This is a genomic window from Streptomyces pluripotens (assembly GCF_000802245.2).
Lineage (GTDB): Bacteria > Actinomycetota > Actinomycetes > Streptomycetales > Streptomycetaceae > Streptomyces > Streptomyces pluripotens.
Window position 1 is genome coordinate 5,463,357 of sequence record NZ_CP021080.1, and the last position, 21,327, is coordinate 5,484,683.

Genomic DNA, 21,327 nt, shown 5'->3' on the forward strand with positions numbered 1-21,327 from the left:
CTTTCCGGGGATCTGGCACACGCCCCGGGTCCGCCCCCGGGCCGTGCAACACCCTCGTGGCGGTGCCCCTGGTCACGCGGTCCGGCTCGGCGGGCGAAGGCACGGCACGCGGCGGGCGCGAGGGGCGTGCCCTTTTGGGGCCGCGGCAGGGCTTTCGGCCGATCGGACGCGCGAGGGGTGGTGGGGTCGGCCCGTTTCGGGTACCAACGATCCAGTAGCACTGGTCGGTAATGAACGGTACGCAATCATCCCTCTTCGTGGCGAGGTGAGCCTCATGTCCGCCCCCACCACCCCACGCACCACTGTGACCGAGCGCGAGGCCCGCCGGGTGGCGGAGGCCGCCCGGGAACAGGACTGGCGCAAGCCCAGCTTCGCCAAGGAGCTGTTCCTGGGACGCTTCCGGCTCGACCTCATCCATCCCCATCCGCTCCCCGACGACGAGTCCGTCCGGCGCGGTGAGCAGTTCCTGGCCGAACTGCGCACCTTCTGCGAGACCGCCGTCGACCCGGCCCGGATCGAGCGTGAGGCGCGCATCCCCGATGAGGTGATCGCCGGACTGAAGGAGCTCGGCGCCCTCGGCATGAAGATCGACCCCACGTACGGCGGTCTCGGCCTCAGCCAGCTCTACTACAACAAGGCCCTTGCCCTGGCCGGCTCCGTGAGCCCCGCGGTCGGCGCGCTGCTCTCGGCCCACCAGTCGATCGGCGTGCCGCAGCCCTTGAAGCTCTTCGGCACCCAGGAGCAGAAGGACACGTTCCTGCCCCGCTGCGCCCGCACCGACATCTCCGCTTTCCTGCTCACCGAACCGGACGTCGGCTCCGATCCGGCCCGCCTCGCCACCACCGCCGTACCCGACGGCGACGACTACATCCTCGACGGGGTGAAACTGTGGACCACCAACGGGGTGGTCGCCGACCTGCTCGTCGTCATGGCACGGGTACCGAGGTCCGAAGGCCACAAGGGCGGCATCACGGCGTTCGTGGTGGAAGCGGTCTCGGAGGGCGTCACGGTCGAGAACCGCAACGCCTTCATGGGCCTGCGCGGTATCGAGAACGGCGTCACCCGCTTCCACCGGGTCCGGGTTCCGGCCGCCCACCGCATCGGCCCGGAGGGCGCCGGACTGAAGATCGCCCTCACCACCCTCAACACCGGTCGGCTCTCGCTGCCCGCGATGTGCGCCGGCGCAGGCAAATGGTGCCTGAAGATCGCCCGCGAGTGGTCGGCGGAGCGCGAACAATGGGGCAAGCCGGTGGCGCTGCACGAGGCCGTCGGTTCCAAGATCAGCTTCATCGCAGCCACGACCTTCGCCCTGGAGGCGGTGCTCGACCTGTCCTCCCAGATGGCCGATGAGGACCGCAACGACATCCGCATCGAGGCCGCCCTCGCCAAGCTCTACGGCTCGGAGATGGCCTGGACGATGGCCGATGAACTGGTCCAGATCCGTGGTGGTCGCGGCTACGAGACGGCCGAGTCCCTCAGGGCGCGTGGCGAACGGCCGGTTCCGGCCGAACAACTGCTGCGTGACCTGCGCATCAACCGCATCTTCGAGGGTTCGACCGAGATCATGCATCTGCTGATCGCCCGCGAGGCGGTCGACGCCCACCTGTCCGTGGCCGGCGACCTCATCGACCCCGACAAGTCCCTGTCCGACAAGGCGAAGGCGGGTGCCAACGCGGGTGTCTTCTACGCCAAATGGCTACCGAAGCTGATCACCGGACCCGGTCAGCTGCCCACCTCCTACGGTCAGTTCAAGCACGAGGTCGACCTCTCCGGGCACCTGCGCTACGTCGAGCGCACCGCCCGGAAACTGGCCCGGTCCACCTTCTACGCCATGTCCCGCTGGCAGGGCCGGATGGAGACCAAGCAGGGCTTCCTCGGTCGGATCGTCGACATCGGCGCGGAACTGTTCGCGATGAGCGCGGCCTGTGTCCGGGCCGAACTGCTGCGCAGCAGGGGCGAGCACGGCCGCGAGGCCTACCAGCTCGCCGATGCCTTCTGCCACCAGGCCCGCATTCGGGTCGAGGAACTCTTCGGCCGCCTGTGGAGCAACACCGACGACCTGGACCGCAAGGTGGTCAAGGGGGTCCTCGGCGGGGCCTACACGTGGCTGGAGGAGGGCGTCCTCGACCCCTCGGGCGAGGGCCCGTGGATCGCCGACACCACCCCGCCGGACAGCCCGCGCCCCAATGTGCGCAGGCCGTTCTCAACCGGGTGACGGCGTGCGGAACCGACGCACCGGGGCGGCGAGCGGCGACGGCACGTGATGCCGTCGGGTGGCCCTGCGAGTGGTGACGCCGGGTGCCCGGCGGCGCGCGCCGCCGGGCCTCCTGCACATGCGAAGGCCTCCCCCCGGTGCTGCAATGGACGTGGGGCCGTGCCCGGACCGCCGGTCGGTGAGTGTCCGAGCCGCTGCCGTGCACTGCCGTGCACAGTGGGAGCGCAGGCCAGGGCCCCGACCCGTACCGCCTCCGAGGAGTGGCCATGAGCGATGCCGCCGAAGACATGGGCCCCGTCGACTACCTGGTCGTCGAGTTCCCCGGCAACCGGATGACGGGGGAGGGGCTGCCCTTGCTCGTCGATCTCGTCGACCGCGGCATCATCCGTGTCCTCGACCTGGCCTTCCTCCGAAAGGATCCGGACGGCTCGGTCACGGCCGTGGAGCTGCGGGAACTGGGGGACGAGATGGATCCGGCCCTCTTCGAGGGTGCTTCCTCCGGACTGCTGGGCCAGGACGACCTGGACGAGGCGGGCACGGCCCTGGAACCCGGGAACTCGGCAGCGGTGATCGTCTACGAGAACGCGTGGGCCGCACCTCTCGCGCGGGCACTGAGGCGCAGTGGTGCCCAGCTGGCCGCGAGTGGCCGTGTCCCGGTGCAGGCCCTGCTGGCCTCGCTCGACCTGGTGGAGGCCGGCGCATCGGCCGAGGGGCCGGGCACCGCCTGACCCGGACAGGAGAGGAACGACCATGCCCGGACTGATCCGCGGTGTCGCCCGCACCGCTGTCGTAGCCGGCACCGCCACGGCGGTGTCCAACCGTGTCTCACGCCGGCAGGCGGGGCGCTGGGCGCAGCAGGACTACGAACGGCAGCAGGCCGAGCCGGCCCCGCAAGCCGCGCCGGCCCCGCCGCCCACCGCCTCCGGGGACGACATGAGCGGCAAGCTCGACCAACTCAGGCAGCTGGGCGAACTCAAGGAGCAGGGCTTGCTCAGCGAAGCGGAGTTCGAGGCGCAGAAGGCCCGGATCCTCGGCTGACGACCCGTCGGAGAACCATCCCCTCCGGGGGCGCGAGTCGCCGACGCACCCGCCCGGGGGACCGCCCTGCCCGGACGGCCACCGCATGCGGCAACAATGGGGGGATGAGCGACAGTCCCGCCCGTCCGGCACCCCTCGCCGACCCACACCTCGTTTACGACCCCCCTGCCGGGGACGGCCCCAAGGACGTGGTGATCCTCGGCTCCACCGGATCCATCGGCACCCAAGCCACCGACCTCGTGCTGCGCAACCCCGACCGCTTCCGGGTCACCGCCCTCTCCGCGAACGGAGCCCGCGTCGCCCTCCTCGCCGAGCAGGCCCACCGGCTGCGGGTGCGGACCGTCGCAGTTGCCCGCGAGGACGCCGTCCCCGGCCTGCGGGCCGCGCTGGCGGAGCGGTACGGCGCCGGGGAGCCGCTGCCCCAGATCCTCGCCGGACCGGACGCGGCCACCCAGGTCGCTGCGTCCGACTGCCACACCGTCCTCAACGGCATCACCGGATCCATCGGCCTCGCGCCCACCCTCGCCGCGCTGGAGGCGGGCCACACCCTCGCGCTGGCCAACAAGGAGTCGCTGATCGTGGGCGGCCCGCTGGTCAAGGCACTCGCCGAACCGGGGCAGATCATCCCGGTGGACTCCGAGCACGCGGCCCTCTTCCAGGCGCTGGCCGCCGGCACCCGCGCCGACGTGCGCAGGCTGGTCGTCACTGCCTCTGGCGGTCCCTTCCGCGGTCGGACCAAGGCCGACCTGGCCGACGTCACCGTTGAGGACGCCCTCGCCCACCCCACCTGGGCGATGGGCCCGGTGATCACGATCAACTCCGCGACCCTCGTCAACAAGGGGCTGGAGGTCATCGAGGCCCACCTGCTCTACGACATTCCCTTCGACCGCATTGAGGTGGTCGTGCATCCGCAGTCGTATGTCCACTCGATGGTCGAATTCACCGACGGATCCACGCTCGCCCAGGCGACGCCCCCCGATATGCGCGGGCCCATCGCCATCGGTCTGGGCTGGCCCGAACGCATCCCCGACGCGGCACCGGCCTTCGACTGGAGCAGGGCCTCAAGCTGGGAATTCTTCCCGCTGGACAACGAGGCCTTCCCCTCGGTGAACCTCGCCCGACACGTGGGGCAGCTCGCGGGCACGGCTCCGGCGGTGTTCAATGCCGCCAACGAGGAGTGCGTCGAGGCCTTCCTGGGCGGCGCCCTGCCCTTCAACGGGATCATGGAGACGGTGACCCGGGTGGTCGAGGAGCACGGCACCCCGGTCACGGGAACCTCGCTCACGGTGTCGGACGTCCTCGAAGCGGAGACCTGGGCGCGGGCCCGGGCCCGCGAACTCACAGCCAAGACGGCGACCGCGGAGGCGCGTGCATGACGACCTTGATGTTCATCCTCGGCATAGTGGTCTTCGCGGCCGGCCTGCTCATCTCGATCGCGTGGCACGAGCTGGGGCACCTGTCCACGGCCAAGCTCTTCGGCATCCGCGTCCCGCAGTACATGGTCGGATTCGGCCCGACCGTCTGGTCGCGGAAGAAGGGCGAGACCGAGTACGGCATCAAGGCCGTTCCGCTGGGCGGCTATATCCGCATGATCGGCATGTTCCCGCCCGACGACGAAGGCCGGATCTCCGCCCGCTCCACGTCCCCGTGGCGCGGCATGATCGAGGACGCCCGTTCGGCCGCCTTCGAAGAACTGCAGCCGGGCGACGAGACGCGCACGTTCTACACGCGCAAGCCGTGGAAGCGCGTCATCGTCATGTTCGCGGGCCCCTTCATGAACCTGGTCCTCGCGATCGCCCTGTTCTTCACCGTGCTGATGGGCTTCGGTATCCAGCAGCAGACCACCACCGTCGCCTCGGTCTCCCCCTGCTCCATCAAGCAGAGTGAGCAGCGTGACACCTGCAAGAAGTCCGACCCGGTCTCTCCGGCGGCGAAGGCCGGCCTGAAGGCGGGCGACGAGATCGTCTCCTTCGACGGCGTGCCGACCAAGGACTGGAACACGCTTTCGGACCTCATCCGGGACAGCGCCGGCAAGAACGTCGCGATCGTGGTCGACCGCAAGGGCCAGGAGCTGACCCTGCACACGACGATCACGACGAACAAGGTCGCCAAGAAGGATTCCCACGGCAATTATGTGAAGGGCTACGTCGAGGCCGGGTTCCTCGGCTTCAGCTCCGCCACCGGAGTCGTCCACCAGGACTTCGGCGAGTCCGTGACCTGGATGAGCGACCGGGTCGGCGACGCCGTGGACTCCCTCGCCGCGCTGCCCGCCAAGATCCCGGCCCTGTGGGACGCGGCCTTCGGAAACGGGCCCCGCGAACCGGACTCCCCGGTGGGCATCGTCGGTGCGGCCCGCATCACCGGCGACATCGCCACCCTGAACATCCCCGCCTCCCAGCAACTGGCGATGTTCGTGATGCTGCTCGCCGGCTTCAACCTCTCGCTGTTCCTGTTCAACATGCTCCCGCTGCTCCCGCTCGACGGCGGCCACATCGCCGGCGCCCTGTGGGAATCGCTGCGACGGAACCTGGCACGGGTGCTGCGCCGACCGGACCCCGGCCCGTTCGACGTGGCGAAGCTGATGCCGGTGGCCTACGTGGTGGCCGGGATCTTCGTCTGCTTCACCGTCCTGGTGCTCATCGCGGACGTGGTTAACCCGGTGAAAATCTCCTAGCCACCCCGGCTTCGGGCGGCCCGGAACCCTTTCGTTCCGGGCCGCCTTCCATCGGGTGGGTTTGCCGGGTGGGATGTGCCGGTGCCGCGGCCCGTGCCGTAATCTCGAAGCCCGGAGCCCGCCTTCTCACGGGGCCGGACCTTGATCCACGACTTGGGGTTGCACAGCAGATGACTGCGATTTCTCTCGGCATGCCGTCCGTTCCGACCAAGCTCGCCGAGCGTCGGAAGAGCCGGCAGATCCAGGTCGGTGGCGTGGCGGTCGGTGGGGATGCGCCGGTTTCGGTCCAGTCGATGACCACGACTCGTACGTCTGACATCGGTGCGACGCTTCAGCAGATCGCCGAGCTGACCGCGTCCGGCTGCCAGATCGTGCGGGTCGCCTGTCCCACCCAGGATGATGCCGACGCCCTCGCGGTCATTGCCCGCAAGTCCCAGATCCCGGTCATCGCGGACATCCACTTCCAGCCCAAGTACGTCTTCGCGGCCATCGAGGCGGGCTGTGCCGCGGTCCGCGTCAATCCGGGCAACATCAAGAAGTTCGACGACCAGGTCAAGGAGATCGCGCGGGCCGCGAAGGACCGCGGCACTCCGGTGCGTATCGGTGTCAATGCCGGTTCCCTCGACAAGCGGCTGCTGCAGAAGTACGGCAAGGCGACCCCCGAGGCCCTGGTGGAGTCGGCCCTGTGGGAGGCGTCCCTGTTCGAGGAGCACGACTTCCGGGACATCAAGATCTCGGTCAAGCACAACGATCCGGTCGTGATGATCGAGGCCTACCGCCAGCTTGCCGAGCGGTGCGACTACCCGTTGCACCTCGGTGTGACGGAGGCCGGGCCTGCTTTCCAGGGCACGGTGAAGTCCGCGGTCGCCTTTGGTGCGCTCCTCTCCCAGGGCATCGGCGACACCATCCGTGTCTCCCTGTCGGCCCCGCCCGTGGAGGAGGTCAAGGTCGGTATCCAGATCCTGGAGTCGTTGAACCTGCGCCAGCGTGGTCTGGAGATCGTCTCCTGTCCGTCCTGCGGCCGTGCCCAGGTCGACGTCTACAAGCTTGCCGAGGAGGTCACCGCCGGTCTGACCGGTATGGAGGTTCCGCTGCGTGTCGCGGTGATGGGCTGCGTCGTCAACGGTCCGGGTGAGGCCCGCGAGGCCGACCTCGGTGTCGCCTCCGGCAATGGCAAGGGCCAGATCTTCGTCAAGGGCGAGGTCATCAAGACTGTTCCCGAGTCCAAGATCGTGGAGACCCTCATCGAAGAGGCCATGAAGCTCGCTGCCCGGATGGAGGCCGACGGCGTGGTCTCCGGCGAGCCCTCGGTCTCGGTCGCGGGCTGACCCGGCCAGGGCGCCGGATCCCGGCCGCGGGCCGCCCCCGTTCGGTCCCGGCCCGCCGTGAAGGCTGCTGCCCAGGCCTCCCGGGACGGCCCTCCGGTACTTCGGTGCGGCTCGTGCACCTGTGCCCCGTCGGTCCCCGGCCCGCGCGACGGCGGACTCGCCAGACCCCCTGGCCGGCTCCCGGGCGGGCCCGTCCCGGCAACCTCCGCGCCGCCTCCACGGGGGCGGCGCGACACCCATTCGCCAGGTACAGTGCGGAGATCAGCAGAACCCCAGGGTGAGGCCCCGCACGTGTTGACCCAGACCACCTCACGGGTGCTCGAACCGAGCGACCTGGATGCCGCGCTCGCAGTCTTGAACCGCGAGCCGGTGGCGAATGCCTTCGTGGCCTCCCGGATCCAGGTCGCGGGCCTCGACCCGTGGCGCCTCGGCGGCGAGATGTGGGGCTGGTACGAGGACGGCATGCTCACGTCCCTGTGCTACGCGGGAGCCAACCTCGTCCCCATCTGCGCCACACCGCGTGCCGTACGGGCCTTCGCGGACCGGGCCAGAAGGGCCGGCCGCCGCTGCTCCTCCATCGTTGGCCCCGCCGAACCCACCGCCGAACTGTGGCGGCTATTGGAAGCCGACTGGGGACCGGCCCGCGAGGTCCGCGCCCACCAGCCGCTCATGGTCACTGATCGGATGCCCGCCGACATCGCCCCGGACCCGTACGTCCGCCGCGTCCGCAAGGACGAGATGGAGACGATCATGCCGGCCTGCGTGGCGATGTTCACCGAGGAGGTCGGCGTTTCCCCGCTGGCGGGTGACGGGGGCCTGCTGTACCAGGCCCGCGTGGCCGAACTGGTCGGTTCCGGTCGTTCCTTCGCCCGGCTCGACGACCACGGCAAGGTCGTGTTCAAAGCGGAGATCGGTGCGGCCACTCGCGAGGCCTGCCAGATCCAGGGCGTGTGGGTCGCACCCGAGTACCGGGGCAAGGGCCTCGCGGCCCCCGGCATGGCAGCGGTTCTGCGCTACGCCCTGGCCGACGTGGCCCCCATGGTGAGTCTCTACGTGAACGACTTCAACACGGCGGCCAGGAGGGCCTACCGCAGAGTGGGATTCCAGGAAGTGGGCGCCTTCATGAGCGTCCTTTTCTGACGAGCACCGGCAACTGCGCACAACCTGCCCCACGCACACGCGGCGATCGCCCCTGTACTCTCCCGACATGGACCCCGTGATCGGCCCCCTGGACCTCTCCGCCCACGTCGACGAGGCCTTGGCGATCCAAGCCGTAGCCTTCGGGCTCGGCCCGGACGAGGTCTCCGTACGCCGCCCGATCGTCCTGCGTCACCTGCAGTACCCCGGGGCCAGGGCTCTCGGTGCCACCAGCCAAGGACGTCTGATCGGCTTCGTCTACGGCATGCCCAACTCCCGCACCCACTGGTGGTCCACCGTCGTGGAGCCGTACCTGCGCGCCAACGGCAACGAAACCTGGCTGGACGACGCCTTCGTCATCACCGAACTGCACGTCCACCCCGAACACCAAAACCGCGGCATCGGCCGCCGACTGATCACCGGCCTCACCGGTCCCGCCTCGGAACCCCGCTCGATCCTCTCCGCGATCGACACCGACAGCCCGGCCCGTGGCCTCTACCACTCCCTCGGCTACGTCGACCTGGCACGCAGGGTGCATTTCCCGAGCGCACCGAGGCCATACGCCGTGATGGGCGCCCCACTGCCCCTGCGCGGGCGATAACCGATTTCCACCCCCGCAGCTGACCCGGCTAACCTCCTGTGCCATCACCCTCCCCCGCTCTCGGCTCCTTCGAGTGGGGGGACCACCATCGGCAGGAGTACGAGAACCATGGCGAACGCACCGGTCCAGCGCATGTCCCAGTTGATGGCGAAGACGCTGCGCGACGACCCGGCGGACGCCGAGGTCCTCAGCCACAAGCTCCTCGTCCGTGCCGGCTACGTTCGCCGCACCGCCGCCGGCATCTGGTCCTGGTTGCCCCTGGGCAAGAAGGTCCTCGCCAACGTGGAGCGGGTCGTCCGGGAGGAGATGGACGCCATCGGTGCCCAGGAGGTCTCGCTCCCCGCCCTCCTGCCCCGCGAACCCTACGAGGCGACCGGCCGCTGGGACGAGTACGGTCAGGAACTGTTCCGGCTCAAGGACCGCAAGGGCGGCGACTACCTCCTCGGCCCCACCCACGAGGAGATCTTCACCCTCCTGGTCAAGGACCAGTGCACGTCCTACAAGGACCTGCCGGTGATCCTCTACCAGATCCAGACCAAGTTCCGTGACGAGGCCCGCCCCCGCGCCGGCATCCTGCGCGGCCGCGAGTTCCTGATGAAGGACTCGTACTCCTTCGACCTCGCGGACGAGGGCCTTGCCCAGTCCTACGCCCTGCACCGCCAGGCCTACCAGCGGATCTTCGAACGCCTCGGCCTCGACTACCGCATCTGCGCAGCCACCGCCGGTGCGATGGGTGGCTCCAAGTCCGAGGAGTTCCTCGCCCCGGCCGAGGCCGGCGAGGACACCTTCGCGGACTGCCCGAACTGCGACTTCGCCGCCAACACCGAGGCGATCACCTACGAGCTGAAGCCGGTCGACGGCTCCGGCGTCCCCGCGCTGGAGGAGATCCCGACCCCCGACACCCCGACCATTGAGACCCTCGCCGCCTCCCTCGGCGTCCCGGCGTCAGCCACGCTGAAGAACCTGCTGGTGAAGGTGGACGGCGAGATCGTCGCCGTGGGCGTGCCCGGGGACCGTGAGGTCGACCTGGGCAAGGTCGAGGCGCACTTCGCCCCGGCCGCCGTCGAACTGGTCACCGCCGAGGACTTCGTCGGCCGTCCCGACCTGGTCCGCGGCTACGTCGGCCCGCAGGGCCTGGGCGAGAAGGTCAGGTACATCGCCGACCCGCGCGTGGCCCCCGGTACCGCCTGGATCACCGGGGCCAACAAGGAGCACACACACTCCAGGAACGTCGTCGCCGGCCGCGACTTCAAGGTCGATGCGTACGTGGATGTGGTGGTCGTTCAGGAGGGCGACCCCTGCCCGAGGTGCGGCACCGGCCTGAAGCTGGACCGCGCCATCGAGATCGGCCACATCTTCCAGCTGGGCCGCAAGTACACCGACGCCCTCAAGCTCGATGTCCTCGGCCAGCACGGCAAGCCGGTCCGCGTCACCATGGGCTCCTATGGCGTCGGAGTCTCCCGCGCCGTCGCCGCACTCGCCGAGCAGACCGCCGACGACAAGGGGCTGGTGTGGCCCAAGGAGGTGGCCCCCGCCGACGTACACGTCGTCGCCGCCGGCAAGGCATTGCAGACCGAGCTGGCGCTGGACGTCGCCGGGAAGCTGGCCGCCGCGGGCGTCCGCGTCCTGGTGGACGACCGGGCCGGAGTCTCCCCGGGTGTGAAGTTCACCGACGCCGAGCTGATCGGTGTCCCGCAGATCCTGGTGGCCGGCCGCCGCTCCGGCGAGGGCGTGCTGGAACTGAAGGACCGCAGGACCGGTGAGCGCGAGGAACTCACGGTCGAGGACGCGATCGCGCGCCTGACGGCCGCGTAGCCGGCGACTCCGTTGCAGCGGAGGAGCCCACCGGTGGGCCGGGGAGCACGGCGGCGGACGGCACCCGCACCGAAAACCGCTTGGGCCGGGCGGTGTCCGCTGCGAGCATGGTCGCGTGCCGGTACTTGAGCGCCTCCGCGCCGATCACACCGCTGCCCTGCTGGCCTTCGAGCGGGAGAACCGGGAGTACTTCGCCCGGTGGGTTTCCGACCGTGGGGAGGCGTACTTCACCGAGTTCGCCTCCCGGCACCGCGCCCTCCTCGCCGAGCAGGAAGCCGGTGTGTGCCATTTCCACGTGGTCGTGGACGACCACGGCGAACTGGTCGGCCGGGTGAACCTGGTGGACGCCGTGGCGGGGACCGCCGAACTCGGCTACCGGATCGGCGAGCGCGTCGGGGGCAGGGGGCTCGCCACGGCGATGGTGGCCGAGGTGTGCCGTCTGGCCGGCACCGTGTACGAGCTGTCCGCGCTCACCGCACGCACACCCCTCGACCACACGGCATCCCGGACCGTACTGGAACGCAACGGGTTCACCGTGGTGGGCGCCGCCCGGGTCGGTGGGCGACCCGGCGTCGGCTACCGCCGCCGATTGGACACCACCATCGGCCCGGTCTAGTGCCGCAACAGGCAACGTTCGCCCCGTCTCGACGCCCGGCACGCCCGCTCGCCGTACCCACCGAGAGCCCACGTATCCAGTATGAGGACGTCCGGCCAGCACGCCGAGGGCACGCACCGAATACCGCACCTTGACGGGCAAACGCCGCCTGCCGTGGCACTAGCGCCGTGCCTGTTGCAGCACATTTAGATCCAGCTCGCGAACTCCAGGAGCAGTTCCGCGTCCTTCTCCCGGCCGACCCGGCGGGCCCGTACCCCCGACTCCACCGCCCGGAACAGCGTCCAACCCCGCAGCCGCTCCTGGTCCACCTCCAGCGACTCCGCGAGCCGCTTGATGCGACGGCGGGTGGTGGCCGGGCCGGACGGCGCGGCGATCAGGTCCTCCACGCGGTCCCTCACCAGCCGTGCCAGGTCGAAGGCGGACTCGCCGACCACCGGGTCAGGCCCCACCGCGAGCCAAGGCATCCGCTCCCCGGCGAGTACCTTGCTCTGTCGGAAGGTGCCGTGCAGCAGCCGGTGATCGGGCGGTGAGATCAGCAGTTCCGCGCGGGTCGCGAGCGCCGCATCGACCAGCGGCGCCAACTCCGGGTCGCCCTCGGCGCCCGCCCGCATGGCAGCCGCCTGGCGTCCGGTGCGCTCCTCGACGGTCTCGAAGACCTGCCCGGTCGGCGGGTCGACCCACAGCCTGCGCAGCGTTCCCGCCGCCTCAAGCAGCGCCTTGGCCTCAGGCAGCGAGCGCACCGACACATCCGGGTGCAGCCGCTCCAGCAGCAATGACCCGTCGGTGACGTCCTCGGCGTCCCGGGTATCCGCCTCCAGCAGCTGTACGGCGCCCAGCCCGGCCCAGTGCGCCAGCGCCGCCTGCTCGCTCTCGGGACGGGCCCTGGGCGGGGCCAGCTTCAGCACCGCCGGAGCGCCGTCCGCCCGCCGCACCAGTACCACCAGGCTGCTGCGGCCACCCGGCAACTGCACCCGCTCGACGGTCAACTCGCGCCGGGCGATGGCCCGTTCGGCGGCCTCGGGCAGCCTTGCCAGCCAGACGTCCCCGGCGGGAGCCGTCTCACCGAGCGCTCGCACCAGGCGTGGCGGCGGTTCGAAAGCCATGCGCGAGTGGTTCCCTTCCTTCTGGTCCTGTCTGGTCCTGTCTGGCCCTGTCTGGTCTGTTCGGGCCGCGTTCGGATCGTGCTGGGCCTTTCCGGAATCCTGTCCGGTGGGGCCGGCACCTTGTCGACGCCCTGCCGGGGTCCGGCCCCCGGCGGGGCCGTGATCCGGCGGGGGCAGACGGTGCGGACGCCTAGCGAGCCGCCGAGGCGGAGGCCGACGGGGTCGCACCGGCCGCACCGGTCCCCGCGCCGGACCGCTCGGCGAGCCCAGGGAAGGCTACGCTCTCCCCGCTCCAGCGTGCGGCCCGCACCGCGGCCTCCCGCAATGCCTCCGCCGCCGAAGCACGCCGCTCACCGGCCGTCGCCCGCACCAGGTCGGAATACACCGCGGCCACCCGGTCCTCCAGCCGGGCAGCCAGCCGCACCGCCGCGTCCCCGTCCGCCACCGGGAAGGGCAGCGCGTAGGCGGCGCTCGCGGCGACCGGCCGGCCGCCCAGGTCGCGCACCTCGCGCACCAGCGCGTCCCGCCGCACCCGATGCGCGTCGTACGCCGCCCGAGCCTCGTTCCGGCGCCGCTCGCCGATCTGCCCGCCGACGACGCCGTATCCGTACACCGCCGCGTGTTCCGCCGCCAGTGCCGCCTGCAGCGCGGTCAACTCGGCGCTTCTCGTCTCGTCGCTCACTTGGCCCCCTCCATCAGCAGGTACGCGTGCGCGGCGCCGGCTGCCGCGACGGATGCCAGCAGGCGGGCCAGCTCGCCCGGAACCTTCAGCAGGGCCTTGGCGCGCTGGTCGGCCAGGGCGCGCTCGGCGGCGGCAAGCTCGGCCAGGGCTTCCTTCGGAGTGGCTGGCACGGGAACCGGCGAGGCCGATCCAGTGCCCGTACCCGTACTAGCGGTGTCGGTGACGGTGGGTGCAGGTGGGCGTGTGGCCGTGGGCGTCCTACCGTCCTCGAACGCCCGGGCGTGCGCCACGACCTGGGTGCGCAGCGGGCTCAACCGCTCCGCCAGACCGGGGTGGGCGTCGAGCACGGTGTCGTAGCGCTCCAGTAGCCCTCGGCTGTCCCGGGCCGCACGCGCGCGTGCCCGAGCGGTGGCCGACGTGACGCCGTTGCCGCTGGTGTTCGGATCGGCCGAACACCCCACCAGAAGGACGGCGCCGGCGGCCGAGGCGAGCAGGGTTCTTCTGCGCGGCCCCGAAGGGGTGCGCGGCGGTGGGAAGTACGGCACTGCAAACGTCCTCGGAGAACTCGTACGGAGGAAAGAGCGGAGGCCGGCGGCTCGCCCGTGATCACCGTACCCGCGCACCTGTCCGGCGCCACCCATCGGCACCGCAAGGCGCCGCTTGTCCACAGGTGGACGGCAACACTCCTCGCGACCGGATACCCTTTGACCAGACACGCGACCCACCCACAACAGCACACGCGGCCGAGGAGTCACCCGGATGAGCACCACCCAGAGCGAGAGGCTGCGAGAGCTGCTGGAACCGCTCGTCACCTCCCAAGGGCTGGATCTCGAAGAGATCGCCGTGGACTCCGTCGGACGCAAGCGGGTGTTGCGCGTGGTCGTCGACTCGGACACCGGAGCCGACCTGGACCGGATCGCCGATGTGAGCCGTGCGCTCTCGGCGAAGCTCGACGAGACCAACGCGATGGGCGACGCCGCGTATGACCTGGAGGTCGGGACCCCCGGCGCGGAGCGCCTCCTCACCGAGCACCGGCACTTCGTGCGTGCCACCGACCGGATGGTGAAGTTCCAGCTGGCCGAGGGCGGCGATCTGGCCGCCAGGATCCTCAGCGTCGATGAGGAGGGGCTCGACGTCGAGGTACCTGGAGTGAAGGGCCGCAAGGCCACGACACGCCGAATCGGTTTCCCGGAGATCGCCAAGGCGCGTGTCCAGGTGGAGTTCAACCGCAAGGACAAGAAGGACATGAAGGAAGAGGAGGAGGCGTAGCCGTGGACATCGACATGAGCGCCCTGCGGGGCTTGGTCCGGGAGAAGGAGATCTCCTTCGACCTGCTGGTCGAGGCGATCGAGTCGGCCCTCCTCATCGCGTACCACCGCACCGAGGGAAGTCGTCGACACGCGCGCGTGGAGCTCAACCGGGAGACCGGACATGTGACCGTGTGGGCGAAGGAGGAACCCGAGGACCTCGAAGAGGGCCAGGAGCCCCGGGAGTTCGACGACACCCCCTCCGGCTTCGGCCGTATCGCCGCCACCACCGCCAAGCAGGTGATCCTGCAGCGGCTGCGCGACGCCGAGGACGACGCGACGCTCGGCGAGTACGCCGGCCGTGAGGGTGACATCGTCACCGGTGTGGTCCAGCAGGGTCGCGACCCGAAGAACGTGCTCGTGGACATCGGGAAGCTGGAGGCCATCCTGCCGGTGCAGGAGCAGGTGCCCGGTGAGACGTACCCGCACGGTATGCGGCTGCGGTCGTACGTCGTCCGGGTCGCCAAGGGCGTCCGAGGTCCCTCCGTGACCCTCTCCCGCACGCACCCCAACCTGGTGAAGAAGCTGTTCGCCCTGGAGGTGCCGGAGATCGCCGACGGCTCCGTCGAGATCGCCGCGATCGCCCGTGAGGCCGGTCACCGCACCAAGATCGCCGTTCGATCCACCCGTGCGGGCCTGAACGCTAAGGGCGCCTGCATCGGCCCCATGGGCGGTCGGGTGCGCAATGTGATGGGCGAGCTGAACGGCGAGAAGATCGACATCGTCGACTGGTCGGACGACCCGGCCGAGATGGTGGCGAACGCCTTGTCACCCGCCCGGGTGAGCAAGGTGGAGGTCGTCGATCTGGCCACCCGCTCCGCACGGGTGACCGTGCCCGACTACCAGCTGTCGCTGGCGATCGGCAAGGAGGGACAGAACGCCCGGCTCGCCGCCCGGCTCACCGGCTGGCGGATCGACATCCGGCCCGACACCGAGCAGGCCGAGCAGGCTGGGGAGTAAGTCGGGAACCGCCCCGGAAGCAGGCCCGGGGCGGCCCCGCGGCGGATCCGCAGCAGCTTCGGGGAATAGATCCAGGCCACAGGTCGCTTGGAATACGACAACAGCCGTTCGATCTTTGCCCCGAAGGGGTGGGGTCGGTACGGGGAGGTACACTTAACTGTGTCTGGCCGGACGCCTGCCCGAGCATGCCCTGAACGCACCTGTGTGGGGTGCCGGGAACGGGCGGCCAAGAATGATCTCCTGCGGATCGTGAAGATCGAGGATGCATGCACCCCCGATCCTCGCGGTACGCTGCCCGGCCGGGGTGCGTATGTGCACCCCGCCCTGGTCTGTTTGAACCAGGCGGTACGCCGTCGGGTGTTCTCGCGGGCACTGCGCGCCCCGGGAGCGCTCGACACAAAGGCGTTGCGCCGTTACCTCGAGCAGACAACAGTTGTCGAGCAGGCAACGCCGTAAGACATGCCGTACGGAACCCCGTTCGGCCTGGTACCTCGCGAGTCGAAAGCAGGTCGAGATTGCGATGAGCACTCGATGAGTACGCGATGAGTACGCCCATGAACTAGCGACGGTCCGGCTTCACCCGGACCTCAAAGGAGCGAAGTGGCTAAGGTCCGGGTCTACGAACTCGCCAAGGAGTTCGGTGTAGAGAGCAAGGTCGTCATGGCCAAGCTCCAGGAACTCGGTGAATTCGTCCGTTCGGCGTCTTCGACGATCGAAGCGCCGGTTGTACGTAAGCTGACCGACGCCTTCCAGGGCGGTGGCAACGGCAAGTCCGCCGGTAAGCCCGCCCCGCGCAAGGCTGCCCCCAAGCCCGCCGCGCCCTCTCCGGCGCAGGCGGCCCGTCCGGCTGCTCCGAAGCCGGCGGCTCCCAAGCCCCCGACGGCCCCGGCCGCGCCGCAGCCGGCCACCCCGTCGACCCCCTCGGCGTCTGTGCCGGCCCCCGGACCGCGTCCGGTTCCGGGCCCCAAGCCCGCACCGCGCCCGGCCCCGGCCGCCCCGGAGTTCACCGCTCCGGCCGCGCAGGCCCCGCAGGCTCCGGCCGCTCAGGGACCGCGCCCCGGGGCCCGTCCTGGCGCTCCGAAGCCCGGTGGCGCTCGTCCGGGTGCTCCCGGTCAGTCGTCCCGTCCGGGCCACGGCGCTCCCGGTCAGGGCCAGTCGCGCCCGGGCCAGGGCGCTCCCGGTCAGGGCCAGTCGCGCCCGGGCCAGGGCCAGTCGCGCCCGGGTCAGGGCGCTCCGCGCTCCGGTGGTCAGGCCCCGCGTCCGGGTGCCCGTCCGTCCGGTCCGCGCCCGGGCAACAACCCCTTCACCTCCGGTGGGTCCACCGGGATGGCGCGTCCGCAGGCGCCCCGTCCGCAGGGCCAGCGTCCCGGTGGTGCCTCCGGCGGCGGTCCCCGTCCGCAGGCGCCCGGCGGCCAGGGTGGCGGTCCCCGTCCGCAGGCGCCCGGCGGTAACCGGCCGACTCCGGCCGGCATGCCCCGCCCGCAGGGTGGTCCGCGTCCCGGCCCCGCCGGTCCGCGTCCGAACCCCGGCATGATGCCCCAGCGTCCCGCTGCCGGTCCGCGTCCCGGCCCCGGCGGCGGTCGCGGCCCGGCCGGTGCCGGCCGTCCCGGCGGCGGTGGCCGTCCGGGTGGCGGCGGTTTCGCGGGTCGCCCCGGTGGCGGCGGTGCCCGTCCGGGTGGCGGCGGTTTCGCGGGTCGCCCCGGTGGCGGTGGTGGCGGCTTCGGCGGCGGCGGTGGCCGTCCCGGCTTCGGTGGTCGTCCCGGCGGTCCGGGTGGCCGTGGTGGTACGCAGGGCGCCTTCGGTCGTCCCGGCGGTCCCGTCCGCCGTGGCCGCAGGTCGAAGCGGCAGCGCCGTCAAGAGTTCGAGGCCATGCAGGCCCCGTCGGTCGGCGGCGTGATGCTGCCTCGCGGCAACGGCGAGACCATTCGCCTGTCGCGCGGTGCGTCGCTCACCGACTTCGCGGAGAAGATCAACGCCAACCCGGCGTCCCTCGTCGCGGTCATGATGAACCTCGGCGAGATGGTCACCGCGACGCAGTCCGTCTCCGACGAGACCCTGCAGCTCCTCGCCGACGAGATGAACTACACGGTTCAGATCGTCAGCCCCGAGGAGGAGGACCGCGAGCTGCTCGAGTCCTTCGACATCGAGTTCGGTGAGGACGAGGGCTCCGAGGAGGACCTGGTTGTCCGTCCGCCGGTGGTGACCGTCATGGGTCACGTCGACCACGGCAAGACCCGCCTGCTCGACGCGATCCGCAAGACGAACGTCATCGCGGGCGAGGCCGGCGGCATCACCCAGCACATCGGTGCCTACCAGGTCTCGACCGAGGTCAACGACGAAGAGCGCAAGATCACCTTCATCGACACCCCGGGTCACGAGGCGTTCACCGCCATGCGTGCCCGTGGTGCGAAGTCGACCGACATCGCCATCCTGGTCGTCGCGGCCAACGACGGCGTCATGCCGCAGACGGTCGAGGCGCTCAACCACGCCAAGGCGGCCGACGTCCCGATCGTCGTCGCGGTCAACAAGATCGACGTCGAGGGCGCCGACCCCACCAAGGTGCGCGGTCAGCTGACCGAGTACGGCCTGGTGGCGGAGGAGTACGGCGGCGACACGATGTTCGTCGACATCTCTGCCAAGCAGGGTCTGCACATCGACTCGCTGCTGGAGGCCGTGGTCCTCACTGCTGACGCCTCGCTCGACCTGCGGGCCAACCCGCACCAGGACGCGCAGGGCATCTCGATCGAGTCCCGCCTCGACCGCGGCCGCGGCGCCGTGGCGACGGTGCTCGTCCAGCGAGGCACGCTGCGCGTCGGTGACACGATGGTCGTGGGTGACGCCTACGGCCGGGTGCGCGCCATGCACGACGACAACGGCAACAATGTCGCCGAGGCCGGCCCCTCGACGCCGGTCCAGGTCCTGGGTCTGACCAACGTCCCGGGTGCGGGCGACAACTTCCTGGTGGTCGAGGAGGACCGTACGGCCCGCCAGATCGCCGAGAAGCGTGCCGCCCGCGAGCGCAACGCGGCCTTCGCCAAGCGGACGCGTCGTGTGTCGCTGGAGGACCTGGACAAGGTGCTCAAGGCCGGCGAGGTCCAGCAGCTGAACCTGATCATCAAGGGTGACGCTTCCGGATCCGTCGAGGCCCTGGAGTCCTCCCTTCTCCAGCTCGACGTCGGCGAAGAGGTCGACATCCGTGTCCTGCACCGCGGCGTCGGTGCGGTCACGGAGTCCGACATCGACCTGGCGATGGGCTCCGATGCCATCGTGATCGGCTTCAACGTCCGCGCGGTCGGCCGCGCGGCGCAGATGGCCGAGCGCGAGGGCGTGGACGTCCGGTACTACTCGGTCATCTACCAGGCGATCGAGGAGATCGAGGCGGCCCTCAAGGGCATGCTCAAGCCGGAGTTCGAAGAGGTCGAGCTGGGCACGGCGGAGATCCGCGAGGTCTTCAAGTCGTCCAAGCTGGGCAACATCGCCGGTGTCCTCATCCGCTCCGGCGAGGTCCGCCGCAACACCAAGGCCCGTCTCATCCGGGACGGCAAGGTGGTCGCGGAGAACCTCACCATCGAGGGCCTGCGCCGCTTCAAGGACGACGTCACCGAGATCCGCGAAGGCTACGAGGGCGGTATCAACCTCGGCAACTTCAACGACATCAAGGTCGACGACGTCATTGCGACGTACGAGATGCGGGAGAAGCCGCGGTCGTAGTACAGCCGACGGTCTGTGCTGGCCGACGGGACTTCGGTTCCGTCGGCCAGCGGTCTTCCGGCCTACCAGCCGGCGGGGCACGCTGTCGTCGGTCCGGACGAGACGGCAGCCCCGTGGGACCGGTCCTGAAGAGGTCCGGCCCCGACCCCACCACGGCCGACGGAGCAGAAACCCTGTCGAGCCGGAGGGGGGTAAGCGGTACCGTTCATGGTGTCCCTGGACCGCACGGACCCGGGGCCATCGATCCCGTACCGGCGGGTGAACCGGATACACACATGTACGTGGGGACTCTGTCCTTCGACCTCCTCCTCGGCGACGTCCATTCGCTGAAGGAGAAGCGCTCCGTCGTCCGCCCGATCGTCGCCGAACTCCAGCGGAAGTACGCCGTGAGCGCGGCCGAGGTGGACCACATGAACCTCCACCGGCGGGCCGTCATCGGCCTTGCCACGGTCTCCGGTGACGCGGCCCACCTCGCCGACGTGCTGGACAGGTGCGAACGGCTGGTCGCCGGCCGCCCCGAGATCGAGCTGCTGTCCGTCCGACGCCGTTTCCACGGCGAAGACGACTGAAGACGGCCGGCAGCGGCAGCTGGCGACCAGATCATAGAACGCAAGAAGAAAGAAAGAACGGGAGACGGACCAGTGGCCGACAACGCGCGGGCGAAAAGGCTGGCGGACCTCATCCGGGAGGTGGTGGCCCAGAAGCTGCAGCGCGGGATCAAGGACCCGCGGCTCGGCTCGCACGTCACCATCACGGACACCCGGGTCACGGGCGACCTGAGGGAGGCGACCGTCTTCTACACGGTCTACGGGGACGAGGAGGAGCGGAAGGCCGCTGCCGCCGGCCTGGAGAGCGCCAAGGGCATCCTGCGCTCCGAGGTGGGCCGCGCGGCCGGTGTGAAGTTCACGCCGACCCTGACCTTCGTCGCGGACGCCCTGCCGGACACCGCCCGGACCATCGAGGACCTCCTCGACAAGGCACGGCAGTCCGACGCGAAGGTCCGTGAGGCCTCCGCGGGCGCGTCGTACGCGGGCGGAGCGGATCCCTACCGCAAGCCGGCCGACGACGCGGTCGACGCGACCGAGACGGACGGCGACGCCGCGGAATGACCCAGAAGCACACCATCACGCCCGACGGCCTCGTCATCGTCGACAAGCCGTCGGGCTTCACTTCGCACGACGTGGTCGCCAAGATGCGGGGGATCGCGAAGACCCGCCGCGTCGGCCACGCAGGCACCCTCGACCCGATGGCGACCGGCGTACTGGTCCTCGGCATCGAGCGAGCCACCAAGCTCCTCGGGCACCTCGCCCTCACCGAGAAGGAGTACCTGGGCACCATCCGCCTGGGCCAGACCACGCTCACCGACGACGCGGAAGGCGAGATCACCTCCGCCACCGACGCGTCCAAGGTGACCCGGGACGCCATCGATGCCGGCATCGCCAAGTTGACCGGCGACATCATGCAGGTGCCGTCCAAGGTCAGTGCCATCAAGATCGACGGCGTGCGGTCGTACAAGCGGGCCCGTGAGGGCGAGGAGTTCGAGATCCCCGCCCGACCGGTGACCATCTCCTCCTTCGCCGTCTACGACGTCCGGGACGCCGTCGCCGCGGACGGCACCGAGGTCCTCGACCTGGTCGTGTCCGTGGTCTGCTCGTCCGGCACCTACATTCGTGCCCTCGCCCGTGACCTGGGCGCCGACCTGGGCGTCGGCGGCCACCTCACGGCACTGCGCCGAACGCGTGTCGGGCCGTACAGGCTGGATGCGGCGAAGACGCTGGACCAACTCCAGGAGAAGCTGGCCGTGATGCCGATCGCCGAGGCCGCCGCTGCCGCGTTCCCCCGCTGGGAGGTGGACAGCAAGCGGTCCCGGCTGTTGCTGAACGGGGTCCGACTGGAGATGCCTGACGAGTACGCGGGTGCCGGTCCCGTTGCCGTCTTCGACCTCGAGGGCCGCTTCCTCGCCCTCGTCGAGGAGCACAAGGGCAAGGCCAAGAGCCTGGCCGTCTTCGGCTGAACCGGCCTGGGGCCTTGCCCGTGGAGCGGCGGCCGGCCACGGGATGAACCCTGCCGCCGCTCCACGATCCCCCCTCGGTTCCCCCATCCCTAGGGTTATCCAACGACCCTCGGCAATTCACCCGTC

At 70.4% G+C, this 21,327-nt stretch carries 20 protein-coding genes; 17 read left to right on the forward strand and 3 right to left on the reverse strand.

The genetic code is table 11. From position 1 onward, the window contains the following. Positions 1-274: 274 nt before the first annotated feature. From LK06_RS24685 to LK06_RS24730, 10 genes are all read left to right on the forward strand, one after another. Entirely contained in the window at positions 275-2,215 is a 1,941-nt protein-coding gene (locus LK06_RS24685; RefSeq protein ID WP_039656396.1) for an acyl-CoA dehydrogenase family protein, read from the forward strand. Positions 2,216-2,481: 266 nt separating this feature from the next. After that, positions 2,482-2,943, forward strand: a complete 462-nt coding sequence (locus LK06_RS24690; RefSeq protein WP_174673932.1) for a DUF6325 family protein — start codon at positions 2,482-2,484, stop codon at positions 2,941-2,943. A gap of 22 nt (positions 2,944-2,965) precedes the next feature. After that, complete coding sequence (locus tag LK06_RS24695) at positions 2,966-3,253, forward strand: SHOCT domain-containing protein (RefSeq protein WP_039656395.1); 288 nt, start codon at positions 2,966-2,968, stop codon at positions 3,251-3,253. Between the two features lie 104 nt (positions 3,254-3,357). Continuing rightward, positions 3,358-4,629: a 1-deoxy-D-xylulose-5-phosphate reductoisomerase gene (gene dxr / locus LK06_RS24700; RefSeq protein WP_039656393.1), complete on the forward strand. Its 1,272-nt coding sequence runs from the start codon at positions 3,358-3,360 to the stop codon at positions 4,627-4,629. Between the two features lie 8 nt (positions 4,630-4,637). After that, positions 4,638-5,927: a M50 family metallopeptidase gene (locus LK06_RS24705; protein WP_174674006.1), complete on the forward strand. Its 1,290-nt coding sequence runs from the start codon at positions 4,638-4,640 to the stop codon at positions 5,925-5,927. A 170-nt stretch (positions 5,928-6,097) separates the two neighbouring features. Beyond that, a complete protein-coding gene (ispG, locus tag LK06_RS24710; RefSeq protein ID WP_086083493.1) occupies positions 6,098-7,255 on the forward strand; it encodes a flavodoxin-dependent (E)-4-hydroxy-3-methylbut-2-enyl-diphosphate synthase in 1,158 nt (385 codons plus the stop codon). Positions 7,256-7,546: 291 nt separating this feature from the next. Then, entirely contained in the window at positions 7,547-8,395 is an 849-nt protein-coding gene (locus tag LK06_RS24715; RefSeq protein ID WP_039657009.1) for a GNAT family N-acetyltransferase, read from the forward strand. 67 nt (positions 8,396-8,462) lie between these two features. Then, on the forward strand, positions 8,463-8,993 hold the full coding sequence (locus tag LK06_RS24720; RefSeq protein WP_039657011.1) for a GNAT family N-acetyltransferase: 531 nt from the start codon (positions 8,463-8,465) through the stop codon (positions 8,991-8,993). A gap of 108 nt (positions 8,994-9,101) precedes the next feature. Beyond that, positions 9,102-10,808 (forward strand): proline--tRNA ligase, encoded by a 1,707-nt coding sequence (locus tag LK06_RS24725; RefSeq protein ID WP_039657012.1) that lies wholly within the window; start codon positions 9,102-9,104, stop codon positions 10,806-10,808. A 115-nt stretch (positions 10,809-10,923) separates the two neighbouring features. Further along, positions 10,924-11,424, forward strand: coding sequence for a GNAT family N-acetyltransferase (locus tag LK06_RS24730; RefSeq protein WP_039657014.1), 501 nt, complete (start codon positions 10,924-10,926; stop codon positions 11,422-11,424). 185 nt (positions 11,425-11,609) lie between these two features. Here LK06_RS24730 and LK06_RS24735 read toward each other — a convergent pair whose 3' ends face one another. The 3 genes from LK06_RS24735 to LK06_RS24745 all read right to left on the reverse strand — a co-directional run bounded on the left by LK06_RS24735 (position 11,610) and on the right by LK06_RS24745 (position 13,754). Then, positions 11,610-12,527: an aminoglycoside phosphotransferase family protein gene (locus LK06_RS24735; protein ID WP_039657016.1), complete on the reverse strand. Its 918-nt coding sequence runs from the start codon at positions 12,525-12,527 to the stop codon at positions 11,610-11,612. Positions 12,528-12,717: 190 nt separating this feature from the next. Beyond that, positions 12,718-13,209 (reverse strand): ferritin-like domain-containing protein, encoded by a 492-nt coding sequence (locus LK06_RS24740; protein WP_039657018.1) that lies wholly within the window; start codon positions 13,207-13,209, stop codon positions 12,718-12,720. Further along, a complete protein-coding gene (locus LK06_RS24745; protein ID WP_043409455.1) occupies positions 13,206-13,754 on the reverse strand; it encodes a hypothetical protein in 549 nt (182 codons plus the stop codon). The genes LK06_RS24740 and LK06_RS24745 overlap by 4 nt, the downstream gene beginning before the upstream one ends. Positions 13,755-13,968: 214 nt before the next feature. Between LK06_RS24745 and rimP the strand changes: the two genes are divergently transcribed. The 7 genes from rimP (at position 13,969) to truB (ending at position 21,201) form a co-directional block, all read left to right on the forward strand. Beyond that, positions 13,969-14,478, forward strand: coding sequence for a ribosome maturation factor RimP (gene rimP / locus LK06_RS24750; RefSeq protein WP_039657022.1), 510 nt, complete (start codon positions 13,969-13,971; stop codon positions 14,476-14,478). Between the two features lie 2 nt (positions 14,479-14,480). Then, positions 14,481-15,476: a transcription termination factor NusA gene (gene nusA, locus LK06_RS24755; protein WP_039657023.1), complete on the forward strand. Its 996-nt coding sequence runs from the start codon at positions 14,481-14,483 to the stop codon at positions 15,474-15,476. 159 nt (positions 15,477-15,635) lie between these two features. Next, positions 15,636-15,932 carry a YlxR family protein gene (locus LK06_RS24760; protein ID WP_071659232.1) on the forward strand — a complete coding sequence of 99 codons (297 nt, stop codon included), beginning with the start codon at positions 15,636-15,638 and terminating at the stop codon, positions 15,930-15,932. A gap of 144 nt (positions 15,933-16,076) precedes the next feature. Then, a complete protein-coding gene (gene infB / locus LK06_RS24765; RefSeq protein ID WP_039657025.1) occupies positions 16,077-19,187 on the forward strand; it encodes a translation initiation factor IF-2 in 3,111 nt (1,036 codons plus the stop codon). 275 nt (positions 19,188-19,462) lie between these two features. After that, complete coding sequence (locus tag LK06_RS24770) at positions 19,463-19,756, forward strand: DUF503 domain-containing protein (protein WP_039657027.1); 294 nt, start codon at positions 19,463-19,465, stop codon at positions 19,754-19,756. Between the two features lie 72 nt (positions 19,757-19,828). Next, positions 19,829-20,296, forward strand: coding sequence for a 30S ribosome-binding factor RbfA (gene rbfA / locus LK06_RS24775; RefSeq protein ID WP_039657029.1), 468 nt, complete (start codon positions 19,829-19,831; stop codon positions 20,294-20,296). Then, positions 20,293-21,201: a tRNA pseudouridine(55) synthase TruB gene (gene truB / locus LK06_RS24780; RefSeq protein WP_039657031.1), complete on the forward strand. Its 909-nt coding sequence runs from the start codon at positions 20,293-20,295 to the stop codon at positions 21,199-21,201. Before rbfA ends, truB begins: the two co-directional genes overlap by 4 nt. The last annotated feature ends 126 nt before the right edge of the window (positions 21,202-21,327 follow it).